13 protein-coding genes and 2 pseudogenes are annotated in these 12,615 nt (G+C 37.3%); 4 read left to right on the forward strand and 11 right to left on the reverse strand.

Features of this window, described 5'->3' with window-relative positions:
• The 3 genes from ACTBZY_RS09705 to ACTBZY_RS09715 all read left to right on the forward strand — a co-directional run.
• A partial coding sequence (locus ACTBZY_RS09705) for a T9SS type B sorting domain-containing protein (RefSeq protein WP_463046138.1) occupies positions 1 to 1,500 on the forward strand: 1,500 nt, incomplete at its 5' end.
• A 5-nt stretch (positions 1,501 to 1,505) separates the two neighbouring features.
• Positions 1,506 to 1,919 (forward strand): DUF6157 family protein, encoded by a 414-nt coding sequence (locus ACTBZY_RS09710; RefSeq protein WP_463046139.1) that lies wholly within the window; start codon positions 1,506 to 1,508, stop codon positions 1,917 to 1,919.
• On the forward strand, positions 1,919 to 2,374 hold the full coding sequence (locus ACTBZY_RS09715; protein WP_463046140.1) for a DUF4920 domain-containing protein: 456 nt from the start codon (positions 1,919 to 1,921) through the stop codon (positions 2,372 to 2,374). The genes ACTBZY_RS09710 and ACTBZY_RS09715 overlap by 1 nt, the downstream gene beginning before the upstream one ends.
• A 7-nt stretch (positions 2,375 to 2,381) precedes the next feature.
• Here the strand turns inward: ACTBZY_RS09715 and ACTBZY_RS09720 are convergent, their stop codons facing one another.
• The 8 genes and pseudogenes from ACTBZY_RS09720 to ACTBZY_RS09755 form a co-directional block, all read right to left on the reverse strand.
• Positions 2,382 to 2,834 (reverse strand): hypothetical protein, encoded by a 453-nt coding sequence (locus ACTBZY_RS09720; RefSeq protein ID WP_463046141.1) that lies wholly within the window; start codon positions 2,832 to 2,834, stop codon positions 2,382 to 2,384.
• A 4-nt stretch (positions 2,835 to 2,838) separates the two neighbouring features.
• Positions 2,839 to 3,573 (reverse strand): hypothetical protein, encoded by a 735-nt coding sequence (locus ACTBZY_RS09725; RefSeq protein WP_463046142.1) that lies wholly within the window; start codon positions 3,571 to 3,573, stop codon positions 2,839 to 2,841.
• A gap of 31 nt (positions 3,574 to 3,604) precedes the next feature.
• Positions 3,605 to 4,154 (reverse strand): annotated as a pseudogene (locus ACTBZY_RS09730) (RNA polymerase sigma factor).
• Between the two features lie 59 nt (positions 4,155 to 4,213).
• On the reverse strand, positions 4,214 to 5,170 hold the full coding sequence (locus ACTBZY_RS09735; RefSeq protein WP_463046143.1) for a transketolase family protein: 957 nt from the start codon (positions 5,168 to 5,170) through the stop codon (positions 4,214 to 4,216).
• A gap of 14 nt (positions 5,171 to 5,184) precedes the next feature.
• Positions 5,185 to 6,051 (reverse strand): transketolase, encoded by an 867-nt coding sequence (locus ACTBZY_RS09740; protein WP_463046144.1) that lies wholly within the window; start codon positions 6,049 to 6,051, stop codon positions 5,185 to 5,187.
• A 96-nt stretch (positions 6,052 to 6,147) separates the two neighbouring features.
• Positions 6,148 to 6,597 carry a thioredoxin-dependent thiol peroxidase gene (gene bcp, locus ACTBZY_RS09745; RefSeq protein WP_463046145.1) on the reverse strand — a complete coding sequence of 150 codons (450 nt, stop codon included), beginning with the start codon at positions 6,595 to 6,597 and terminating at the stop codon, positions 6,148 to 6,150.
• Between the two features lie 2 nt (positions 6,598 to 6,599).
• Positions 6,600 to 8,462 carry a M23 family metallopeptidase gene (locus ACTBZY_RS09750; protein ID WP_463046146.1) on the reverse strand — a complete coding sequence of 621 codons (1,863 nt, stop codon included), beginning with the start codon at positions 8,460 to 8,462 and terminating at the stop codon, positions 6,600 to 6,602.
• A 29-nt stretch (positions 8,463 to 8,491) separates the two neighbouring features.
• A complete protein-coding gene (locus ACTBZY_RS09755; RefSeq protein ID WP_463046147.1) occupies positions 8,492 to 9,100 on the reverse strand; it encodes a fumarylacetoacetate hydrolase family protein in 609 nt (202 codons plus the stop codon).
• 101 nt (positions 9,101 to 9,201) lie between these two features.
• Here ACTBZY_RS09755 and ACTBZY_RS09760 point away from each other — a divergent pair, with 101 nt between their 5' ends.
• Positions 9,202 to 10,026, forward strand: coding sequence for a M48 family metallopeptidase (locus ACTBZY_RS09760; protein ID WP_463046148.1), 825 nt, complete (start codon positions 9,202 to 9,204; stop codon positions 10,024 to 10,026).
• Between the two features lie 8 nt (positions 10,027 to 10,034).
• Here the strand turns inward: ACTBZY_RS09760 and ACTBZY_RS09765 are convergent, their stop codons facing one another.
• The 3 genes and pseudogenes from ACTBZY_RS09765 to sucC form a co-directional block, all read right to left on the reverse strand.
• The gene (locus tag ACTBZY_RS09765; RefSeq protein ID WP_463046149.1) at positions 10,035 to 10,886 is read right to left on the reverse strand and encodes a mechanosensitive ion channel family protein; all 852 of its coding nucleotides are present in this window, start codon (positions 10,884 to 10,886) and stop codon (positions 10,035 to 10,037) included.
• Positions 10,883 to 12,256 carry a TIGR00341 family protein gene (locus ACTBZY_RS09770; protein WP_463046150.1) on the reverse strand — a complete coding sequence of 458 codons (1,374 nt, stop codon included), beginning with the start codon at positions 12,254 to 12,256 and terminating at the stop codon, positions 10,883 to 10,885. Before ACTBZY_RS09770 ends, ACTBZY_RS09765 begins: the two co-directional genes overlap by 4 nt.
• Before the next feature lie 26 nt (positions 12,257 to 12,282).
• Positions 12,283 to 12,615, reverse strand: a pseudogene (gene sucC / locus ACTBZY_RS09775) (succinate--CoA ligase subunit beta); the annotation flags it as partial.

Raw genomic sequence — 12,615 nt, forward strand, 5'->3', positions numbered from 1 at the left:
TCCAATGCTTATCGCAAAGAAACGACTGGCAGTAATTATTACTTCGCCATTTTCGAAGCAAACGCTAAATCTTTGCTTTATGGCACCTTTTTCGGCTCACAAGCCCCTACAAACGCTAACGAAGAACGTGGCGACCATCTGGACGGAGGAACATGTAGATTTGATAAAAATGGAATTATTTATCATTCGGCTTGTGTATGTAAGGCTGGCGGTTTTGTAGATTTTCCTACAGATAATGGTTATGAAAAAACACATAAAAGCGGTAACTGTAACATGGCGGCTTTTAAGTTCGACATCGATATTCTAAACGCAGATTTTGATCTAGAAGAAAACGGCAACGTCAATCCAACGGTGGTCTGCTTAGGTTCTAAAGTTAATTTTAATAATAAGAGTAGAGGTGGCTTAACGTATCAATGGTCGCTTAATAATGAGGTTATTTCAAGGAAGCAGGAGCTGGTTTATGATTTTCCAGAAGTCGGGGAATATAAGGTGAAGTTGGAAGCTTTTAATAATGTTTCTTGTGCTAAATCGGACTCCATTTTTAGAGACATCAAAGTGGTTTCGTTTGAAAATGAAATTATGCAAGACTCGTCGGTATGTTATGGTACAGAGGTACAATTATATGCGAGTGGTGGTTTAACCTATCAGTGGTCTCCAAAAGCTTTATTAGATAATTCTGAAATATCTAACCCGAAAACTTCTATAAAAGAAACCACACTTTTTTCAGTTTTGATTGGCAATGGCGAATGTGTTATTAAAAAGGATATTACCTTAACTGTAGAGGATGATAAAAGTGACTTTAAAGTAAGTCCAAACATGGTCTTATGTGAAGGGACAGAGGTGCTTATTTCGGCAGAGGGTTTGGCAGATTATTTTATATGGACTACCCCAGATAAAAATGAGCTAAACCAGAAGGAATTAAGTTTTATTCTTCAACAGGACGGCATTTATAAGGTGAATGGGTTTTATAGCGACGGTTGCATTTTGAGTAAGGAGGTTTCCTTAAAAGTAGATAAATCTGTGGTTTCAGATTTTCTATATGCACTGGACTATCATTGTGATGCACCCTTAGAGATAAATTTTGAAAACCTCTCATCAGGTGGCGTATCTTATCGTTGGTCTTTGGGAGATAGAGCTACTATTATTGAAGAATCTCCACGTCAAATTGTCTATCCTCAGCCTGGAGATTATTTGGTAAATCTTATAGCCACTAGTGATATTGGATGTGAATTTAAGTCGGAGAAGACGCTCGTGATTCCAAAGGATGATGGTTTTATTCCTAATGCTTTTTCTCCGAACCAAGATGGTAAAAATGATACCTTTGTAATAGGTTTTCCTAATGCCCATTTGAATATTTTTAATAGATGGGGTAAATTGGTCTATGAAAACTCGGTTTACGATAATTCATGGGGGGAAGGAGTGGAGCCAGGAACCTATTTTTATGAATTGAAATTAGAGAATAGTGAAATATGCAAAGGTTGGGTAGAAGTTTTTAATTGAATGAAATGAGCACTACAAATTATTATAACACCTTTATTCAGATTGCCGAAGATTGCTCAGCAGAAGCGGCTGAGATCCCTCCATTAAAAGGGGAAAAGAAATCCATTGCCAATATGCAGTTTGAAATGGTTTATGAACATCCGTACCAATTTACGTCTGACGATGTTCTTTTTAAGGTATTTACAATAAAAAATGAAATACCTGAAAGTGAATGGAGCGAAGCCAGAGAGCAGTTCTTTTCAAAAGGACAGCCGTGTTTTAGAGCTTCTCCTTTGACAAAGAGATATGGATGGGGTGTTCACAATAATGAGGATGGGAAGATGGCCATTTTTGGAATAGAATCGGAGGAGTATTGTACGTTTATAAATAATCAAGACTTGGCACAAACGAAGGCCATGCGTTCTAAAAGAATCAAATAATGAAAAGAATAATTTTAACCCTATCGGCAATAGCCATTTTTTCGGTTGGCTCATTAGCACAAAACTTTAAAAGCTATGGTGATGCATTTGAGAAGACAAAGACCACGCAAGCTTCGGATTTGAAGAAAATGGATCTGTCTCAAACAGAAAATTTGGAGGTGGAAGGAGAAGTAAATGCGGTATGTCAAGCAAAAGGATGCTGGATGACCGTGAATCTAGAGAATGGCAAGACCATGCGTGTTACTTTCAAAGACTACGGTTTCTTTGTTCCTAAAAACTTAGCAGGAACTAAAGTGGTATTTAAAGGAAAACCCGAAATAACAGAAACATCAGTATCTGAGTTGAGACATTACGCTAAAGACGCTGGTAAAAGTAAAGCCGAAATTGAAGCCATAACTGAGCCAGAAATAGCCCTCACTTTTATAGCGGATGGCGTTTTGGTGCCCGCAAGATAGGGAAACGTTACTTGTCTCTTTTTTCTCTTCTTCTTTCATTAAGCTCTCGCAAAAGCATTTGATTAAACTGCTTTTCTGCAAGAACTAGGTCAGAATATTGTTTTGCAGATATAGACTTCAAAAACTGAGGTCTATATTTTTTTGCCAATTCAGCCTCTTCAGATTTTAGTTCAAAAACTTCGTCTTGCATAGCTATTTCCTCCGCTTCGCTTAAATCCTGAGAACTGCCAGACCTCATTTTTTCTCTTACAGCTCTATTGATCTGGCGTCTTTCACCTTCAAATTTATAATAGGTAGGCCAAAAGGTTTTGGCTTGACTTTCTGTTAATTCTAGCTTTTCGGTAATCATGGCCACTTTCATAGCTTTGATTCTTTCCATGTTTGCATTTCCTTTTTGTGCATAAGTAGAAACCATGCTAGAAAGGATTAAAATTAAACTTAGGAAATAAGTGTTTTTCATAGAATTATATCTCATCAGTAAATTGAAAATCAATTAATTGTAAAAGCTCATCCTCCGTCAAATCATCCATACTTGAATAGTCTGTTGCCTCTAACTCTGTTGGAGCATCCAGCTCACTAAAATCATCTAAAACAAAGTTTTCTTCTTCTAAGTAGGAAAGAATAGCGTCTGAGTTAAGTTCAGCCAGGGTTAACTCTTCAGTGGTAGATTTAGCAGCATTATTATAAATACCTAAAGCCACACTTCCAACTAAAATTAAAGCAGCTGCAAGTCTAATAAAGGCACCATAACTTTTCCAGATAACTTTGAAAGGAGAGCTAGGTTCATGCTGGATGTTCATAGTGCTCTGGTAAATTTTACTTTCCAAGGACTCGAAATAGCCTTTAGGAGCAGTAAAAGGATGACCAATATTTTCTACCAACTGATAGGCTCCCGAAGTAGCTGTCGAATCAAGAACCTTAGCTTCTAAAGCATCAAAATAGCCATCAGGAGCTTTGAAAGGGTGACGAATGTCATTGGTAAGCTGGAATGAATTTAAAGAGGTTAGAGACATTATATCTGTCTCTAGTGCTTCAAAATAACCTTTAGGAGCTACATAGGGATGCGTTAAACCTAATGGAAGGTGATAGCCTGTTCCCATAGTTTTGGCCAAAATGCTTTCTTCCAAAGACTTAAAGTAGTTTTCAGTGTCCAGTGATTCTTTTGGTCGCTTATCTATATTTTTATTCTTGTTATCCACGGTCTATTAGATGTAAATAAGACTCAAAGGTTTAGTGCCCTCCTAAAATATCTTCAATTTTCTTTTTGGCAGAGTGATAGTTGGCCTTTAAGCCACCAACACTTGTTTCTGTAACTTCAGAAATTTCATCGTAGGTCATATGTTCAAAATACTTTAGATTAAACACTATTCGCTGTTTTTCAGGTAGTTGTAAGACAGCTTTTTGCAGTTTCATTTCTATTTCATCACCAGACATTTGAAAACTATTATTGCCAGATTCCAAGAGGTTCATAAGTTCAGGATTTTCATCCATTGAGATATTCTTAGCGTCTTTTCTCCTTCTTAAAAAAGTAAGAGCCTCATTTCGTAGCAATTCTATAAAGCCATGTGTACAGACTAGCGTCACCTCTAAACTTATCAAGGTTCTTCCAGATTTTGATAAAGGCCTCCTGAAGTACATCATCGGTATCGTCATGGTCTATGACAATCTTACGTATCAAATAATAAAGTCTTTCCTTATACTCTTTTAAGATGAGCTGGAAGGCTTCTGTATGAGATTCTTCGTTTAGTAGGAGTTGTTTTATTATTTCTTCTGTCTTCATAAAAAAAAGGGGTTTCCCAATTTTTGAATTGGAAAACCCCTAAAAATAGGAATTTATTCTTAATTCTTTCTTCCGATAACTTTTAGAGCCTTCTCTACAATGTTATTTGAAGATAAACCATATTTCTCCATCAGTTGCTCTGGCTTACCAGACTCACCAAATGAATCTTCTACAGCTACATACTCCTGAGGAGCAATAAAGTTCTTAGCTAAAACTTGTGCTACAGCATCTCCTAATCCGCCGTTTGCTTGGTGCTCTTCGCAAGTTACCACACATTTTGTTTTCTGAACAGATTTCAAAATGGCCGCAACATCTAAAGGCTTAATCGTGTGAATGTTGATAATTTCCGCACTGATTCCTTTTTCTGCTAAAGCTTCACCAGCTTGAATAGCTTCCCAAACGAGATGACCAGTTGCAAATATGCTGACATCCGTACCTTCGTTTACCATCCATGCCTTACCAATCTCAAATTTTTGATTTGGGTCAGTAAAAACCGGCACTTTCGGACGACCGAAACGTAAATACGCTGGGCCTACGTGGCTAGCTAAAGCAATAGTAGCAGCTTTAGTCTGATTATAATCACAAGGATTAATAACCGTCATGTTTGGCATGGCCCTCATCATTGCTATATCTTCTAGAATTTGGTGGGTAGCACCATCTTCTCCAAGCGTAAGGCCCGCATGAGAAACCGCTATTTTGACGTTTTTGTCAGAATAAGCTATTGATTGTCTGATTTGGTCATAAACTCTACCAGAGCCAAAGTTGGCAAAAGTGGTAGGGTAAGGAATGTAACCTCCAATAGTTAAACCAGCGGCTATGCCCATCATGTTTGCTTCTGCAATACCAGTCTGGAAAAAACGCTCTGGGTTTTCTTTGATAAAAGTGGCAGTTTTTAAAGAACCCACTAAGTCTGCACATAGCGTGACAACTTTAGGGTTAGTTCTTCCTAGTTCGGTCATGCCATCTCCAAAACCCGAACGTGTATCTTGCGTTTCTGTATATGTATATTTCTTCATGATATGTTCAGGTTTTAATAGTCTCCTATAGTTTCAGGTAATTGAGCTAAAGCGGCCGCCAATTGCTCATCGTTTGGAGCAATACCATGCCATTTATGACTTCCCATCATAAAGTCTACACCAGCTCCCATTTCAGTTTTCATCAAGATCATGATAGGTACGCCTTTTCCAGAAATTCTTTTGGCTTTACGCAAACCTTTCACCACTTGCTCCATATCATTACCATCAGCAATTTCCATAACTCTCCATCCAAAAGCTTTGTATTTAGCTTTCAAATCAAGGTTGTTCATCACTTCGTTTGTGGAACCATCAATCTGCTGACCGTTATAGTCAATGATAGCGATCAGGTTATCTACTTTATGATGTGGGGCAAACTGTGCTGCTTCCCATACTTGTCCTTCTTGCTGCTCACCGTCTCCCATTAAAACGTAAACGGTTTTATCGTCTCCGTTTAATTTTTTGGCAAGTGCTGTTCCAATAGCCACAGACATACCCTGACCAAGAGAACCAGAGGCTACTCTAATACCAGGAAGACCTTCATGGGTCGTCGGATGCCCCTGAAGTCTAGAATCTAATTTTCTAAAAGTGGCCATTTCAGATGCTTCAAAATAACCTCTTCTAGAAAGTACTGAATAGAAAAGAGGCGAGATGTGACCATTAGAAAGGAAGAACAAATCTTCTCCTTCGCCGTCCATTTTAAAAGACAAATTACCGCCTTTTCCTTTTCTATTATTGATTTTCATTTGCTGGAAGTATAAAGCTACCAGCAAATCTGTACAGCCAAGAGAGCCACCTGGGTGCCCAGAAGCACAACCGTGTACCATGCGTACGATATCTCTTCTGACCTGAGAGGCTACGTCCTGAAGTTCTTTGATTTGCATTTAAAATATTGATTTTGAATTGAAAAACTGCACAAAAATAGGGATTTACTACACAAATGAAAGCTTAAATTCAATTAATTGTCTTATTGACACTTATTAATTGAGGATTTGCTCGGAGTGTTCTTTGGATTTAACATCGTCTATAATGTTTTCAATAACACCGTTTTTATCGAGTACAAATGTGGTTCTAACGGTTCCCATATAAGTTTTACCAAAGGTCTTTTTTTCTTGCCATACACCATATAAGTCTGTGATTTCATGCTCCGTATCTAATAAAAGGTCAAACGGTAAATCAAACTTTTCAATAAAGTTTTGATGAGCCTTTAAGCCACTCGTACTTATTCCGAAAACTTTAATTCCCTGATCTAAAAAGGTTTGATAATTATCTCGAATATTACATGACTGAACCGTGCAAGTAGGTGTATTATCTTTTGGATAAAAGTAAATGACTACTTTTTGACCTTGAAAATCAGATAACTTTACGATTTTACTGTTTTGATCAATTGTTTCAAATTCGGGAGCCTTGTCGCCTACTTTTAGTGCCATTATTAGATTGTTGTTTTGTAAATATTTTGGTTTCCGCATTGGTCTGTAACTTTTAACTCCAATTCACCAGAAAATGGTTCGTTAAATTGCTTTTCAGACCAGATTGTACCGTTTTTGTATTCATACTCCATAAGCACCCATTTGCCATTAACGCGGCATTCAAAAGACTTGATGCCCGATAATGCATCATTGATATAAAAAAGTAATCTGCTGGAGTTAACTGTTTTGGCGGTAATTACGGGTTTTACAACATCACGAAGTATTCCATATTCACCGAATTCCTTCGGTTGGAAAACAATTGATTCTTTTTCCCATTGCCCTCCAATGTATTTTGGACGCCTTCCACTTGTAAGATAAACCTTATCTTTTTCCGGGTCAATATTTGTATTTGCTACCTTCCATTTGGTTTCAAACCGGTTTCTAATTGGATGAATGTCTCTATCTAATTTTAATTCTTGGTCGTTGGCGTTTATACTAATGTACAAGGGATGATAAAGGGCGTTTTTAAAATCGATTTCAAAGTTCTTCTCCTTTATTTTATTAAATCTTTTAGAAACTTCAACGGTAACAGGAGAAGGGTATGTTTGGTCACCATCCATAAAACTGCTAAAATAGTTTTCTTTCAGGTCAATGATAAATGTCTCTTCCGTGTCATTTCCATAAGATGGAGCAATCTCTTTGGCAAAATTACCGTCTACTAGCCTAAAACCTTTACCAGATTTTTTTCTAACAATCTTTAAGAAACTACCTGAAACAGTGGTTTCATTAGGTTCATTATACTTTAGAACGCTCGGAATGGTTTTGTCTTCTAACTCGTCACTTGTTAAAGAGAAGTTGATGTAACGCACATTTTCATAAGTGTCTTTGATAGTTACATTAATATCATGGTTTATATTATCTCTAAAGCTTAATAGTCCCCTTTTATCATTATAGGTATAAAAGCCAAGATCGTTTCCCTCTTCATAATATCCTTTGTGCAGCTTTTCATTATCCTCCACCATTCTTTGATAGTTCGTATGCAGATTCATGTCTATTTTGTTATGAAAAGCAAGTTTATCTAACACAAATTTGTACTCCGAAATCTTATCCTTTTTAACTTCTAGGTATTTAATTCCAAGCCTAAATGGGCTGGTTTCTGCTTTGTCATAGGTATAAATTTCCACGCCAATATCTCCCCAAACCTTGATGCTTCGGTTTATGAAATATTCGCCAGCACTATTTCTGGATACGGGGAAGTCGAAAGTACCAAAAACACCATTAATTCTGGCGTCGGCAGAAAGACACTTTAAACTTATAAACTCTACTACTGGGGCAGTGTTGTCTTTTATTTCTTTAAAGCCAAAAAGAGCGGGATCCAAGGTGTTTTCTTGTTCGTCTCTTATTTCAAAATGTAGATGTGGCCCACCACTACCGCCTGTATTACCAGAAAACGCTACTAACTCACCCTTTTTTACAGGTAAAGTAACGGGGTCAAGCACTAGATCTACCGAAAAATCTTCCAACCTGTATTGCTCGGCCAAAAGTATTTTCTTTATGGGTTCCGAAAACTCCTTTAAATGACCATATACCGTGGTTAAACCATTTGGATGTGTAATGTAAAGTGCATTTCCGTAGCCTCCAGTGGATACGTTAATTCTAGAAACATAGCCTTCAGCGGCTGCATAAATGCTTTTACCTTCTTGTCCGCCAGTTCTAATATCTAGGCCAGCATGAAAATGGTTAAACCTTAAATCTCCAAAAGAGCCAGACAATGAAGTAGTAACTCCTGGACTCAATGGAAAGATAAAGTATCCTTTTACATATGGGTCAGCAACCTCCTGAACCACCTCTTTTTCTGCAGTCAGAAATGGAAAGAATAGAAACAAATAATATATTATAGAAAAGCCAGTTAAGCTCATTTTACATCAAAATCAAACATTATAGAACCGTCAAGATATCCCTTGAGATTGTCACCTACCTTTACTTCTCCTACTCCTGCTGGCGTACCTGTAAAAATTAAATCACCAATTTTAAGCGTAAAGTATTGTGAAATGAAGCTAATCAGATAGTCAAACGAGTAAATCATCTTAGAAGTGTTTCCTATTTGCTTATTTTCTCCATTAACCTCAAGGTTAAAATTCAAATTTTTCATATCGTAGTTTTCCTTAGGGAAGAACTCAGAAATAGGAGCGGAGCCATTGAAGCCTTTGGCCAGATCCCATGGTAAACCCTTTTGCTTTAACTCAGACTGAATATCACGTGCGGTAAAGTCTATACCTAAGCCTATTTCGTCATAATATTTATGAGCGAATTTCTCTTGAATATTTTTCCCAAGCTTGCAAACTTTCAATACGACTTCTACCTCATGATGGATAGAATTTGAGAAAGTAGGATAATAAAATGCCTCGTTTTTCCGTAAGATTGCTGAATCAGGTTTAGAGAAAATAACGGGAGCCGTAGGGAAATCATTTTTTAGCTCTTCGATGTGATCAACATAATTTCTTCCTACACAGATAATTTTCATCCTTTTTCGTTTTCTTACGTATCTTTTTCACAAATTTACCAAATACAGAATAAACAAACGCTTAATATTTTTAGAAAGAATTGCACCTTATTATGAAAAGAATGAAAAATTTATTTCTCGGAGTTTTTGCCCTTGGCTTTATAGCCATGTCTTGCCAGAGAGTACCTCTGACAAACCGCAAGCAGTTTGTTGGTATGGTTTCTTCAGACCAGATGATGGAATTGAGTTTTGCACAGTATAAAGGTTTTAAAGACACTTCCATGGTAGTTCCATTGAGAAAAGCCGATGCAGCACAAGTGGCTAGAGTAGGTTCTAGAATTAAGAAGGCTGTAGAGGATTATTTAATACAGAATAATTACAGTTCGGCCATTGATGGTTATAGATGGGAGTTTATTACTGTGGAAAATAGTCAAGTCAATGCATGGTGTATGCCAGGCGGAAAGGTTTGCTTTTACACAGGGATTTTACCCATTTGTGAGTCTGAGGATGGTATAGCCGTGGTTATGGGACACGAAATAGCTCATGCTATTGCAGAGCATGGTAGAGAACGAATGAGCAGAGCCATGGTGGCTCAGGGGCTTACTCAAGTTGGAGCGGTAGCTGCTGGAGTGATTACCAATAATGAGCAGGTTATGAATACAGCCGGACAAGTATTAGGTATAGGTACGCAACTAGGTGGTGTGTTACCTAACAGTAGAAAACAAGAATCTGAATCGGATCAGTTAGGGTTAATATTTATGGCCATGGCAGGATATAATCCTTCAGAAGCTGTGGCGTTTTGGAAGAGAATGGCAAAGGCAGGTGAAGGTTCGCAAAAACCGCCACAATTACTATCGACACATCCTGCGGATGCTCAAAGAATTGCTGATTTAGAAGCATTGCTTCCAAAGGCTATGAAATATTATTACGCTTACGGAGGAAAATAAGTAAAGAATTATTTCGGAGGAATTCCGTTTTTAAAATGTAGGTCACGCTGAGGGAATGGTATTTCAATGCCATTCTCTCTGAATTTACGGACAATCATAAATCTCAAATCCGACTTAGTATTTTCAATTAAAAAGCCATTTCTGCTCCAGAAAAGTAATTGGAAATCTAGAGAACTATCTCCAAAGTTAACTAAGCGAACTACAGCGGGGTTAATGGTAGTGATGGTAATATCTGGATGTTCTGCGGCACACATAGAGAGTATTTCTTTAACCTTGTCGGGATTGCTATCATAGGATACACCTACTGTTACCGAGAATCTCGTTAATGTAGCATTGTGGCTCCAGTTGACCACGTTTTCTACAATGAACTTATGATTTGGTACTATGATAATAATACCTTCTCTTGTTTGTATTTCACTGGTTCTGAGGTTAATCTTAGTCACTTTTCCTATTAACCCGCCATCCACCTCCATAATGTCTCCAATTTTTACGCTACCTTCTACCAGTAGGAAAATACCCGAAACGATATCAGAAAATATTTGCTGTAGGCCTAATCCTAAACCAACCAGTAAAGCGGCAGAACCTGCCAATAGTATAGTAACCCTTACGCCAAGCGTTTCTAAAATGAGCACAAAAGCTAAAGTGGATATAAAGTATTTAAAGAGTAATTGGAAACTTTGACTATTTCTAGCATCTATTCTTTCCCTTTTTACCAATCTATTTAAAACAGTTTTAAAAGATAAGATTATCAGTCTTGTGATTAATATAATCAATAGCACAATCATAACGTGTGCCAAGTCAAAGTGGTAATCCTTATATTGGAAAAAGGTATAGTCTAGAATGTCTTTTAGTTTTTTCAATTTTGAACAATATTTACTTTATCCGTTTTCAACCTAACTTTTAACCATGCTTTCATTTTATTAAGATCGGAGGTCCTTATAGGGGACGCTGAATGAATGTAAAACATGGTTACAGTATCCTTTGGGGCATCTTTATGATGCACTATCATGGTATTAAAGGCACTTGCTACTATTTTCGGATATTGAACCTCTAATTCCTTACAGACATCATCTTGGATGAGTTGGTTACTTTTAAATGAAGATAACTCTTTTTCCAGTAGACTGATTTTTTCATCTTTATTTTTAACCAATTCCTCATTCCTCCGGTATAAATCTTCAATAATTCCTGTCCTCATACTTTCAGCGTCAGGTAGATCAAGATTCTGTTGATTCTGCCTAATAATCAATTCAGCACCCTCCAAATTATAATCAGATAACTCTGATTTTAACCTGTCAATTTCACTTTCAGGAAGGGGTGAACCAAATAAGTATACTTCTATTTTGTTCACTTTAGGAGTGATTTGCTCTTCTATGACATTGGAATCTTTATAATTAAACTCATTATCTATAAAATTACTAGCGTTTCGAGCAAAAATACTTCGTTTCACAATATCAACGGCCATGAATACACTTGGCACTAAGGTCACAACAGCAACAACAAACACATAGGAACGCATCTTTTTTTGGCGTGCTTCATCTACCCATTTCTTGCTAGGTATTTTCAAGAAACGTATGATAATCATACTGGAAATACTAATAAACACGCTATTGATGAAAAACAAATAGAAAGCACCTAAAAAGTAGGCCAAATTCATTGTAGCTATGCCATAACCAGCCGTACATAGCGGTGGCATTAAGGCTGTGGCAATGGCCACACCAGGAATGGCATTGCTTTTATCTTTTCTAGTGAAAGCTACTATTCCCGCTAAACCACCAAAAAAACTGATGATAACATCCCAAACCGTAGGAGTAGTTCTAGAAAGTAATTCCGACTGTGCATCACTGATAGGTGACAAGGCAAAATATAGGGCAGAGGCTAATACGGAGATTATAACCGCAGTGGCCAAACTTCTGAAGGACCTTTTGATAAGTTGAAAATCATAAATCCCGACACCTAAACCCAATCCAATAATGGGACCCATTAATGGCGAGATAAGCATGGCTCCAATTACGACAGCAGTGGAGTTCATATTTAAACCCACAGAGGCCACTATGATGGCAAACATTAAAATCCAGAGGTTGGTACCTCTAAATTCTACCCCAGCCTCTATACGCTCAATAATTTCATTATAGGAGGCTCTATCAGATTCTAGGTCAAGAAATCTTTTTGCTAGGCCTCTTACTTCATTCCAGATTTGTATCATAAAAAACTCCGTGAATGGTTTATTCACGGAGTCAATATTAGAAGTAATTCTTCTTAATTTAAAACTTTTTGAATCAATTCGGCAGCATCTTTCAATTTCACTGCAGAAAATACTTTTAAACCTGATTCATTGATAATTGCAGCACCTTCTTCTGCATTTGTTCCTTGTAGTCTTACTACAATTGGGACTGGAATTTCTCCTATAGTTTTGTAAGCCTCAACAATACCTGTAGCTACTCTATCACATCTTACAATACCACCAAAAATGTTAACGAAAATCGCTTTAACATTTGGGTCTTTTAAGATAATTCTGAAACCAGCTTCTACCGTTACAGCGTTAGCAGAACCGCCTACGTCTAGGAAGTTAGCTGGCTCTCCACCGTAAAG

It is taken from the genome of Arcticibacterium sp. (assembly GCF_055134445.1).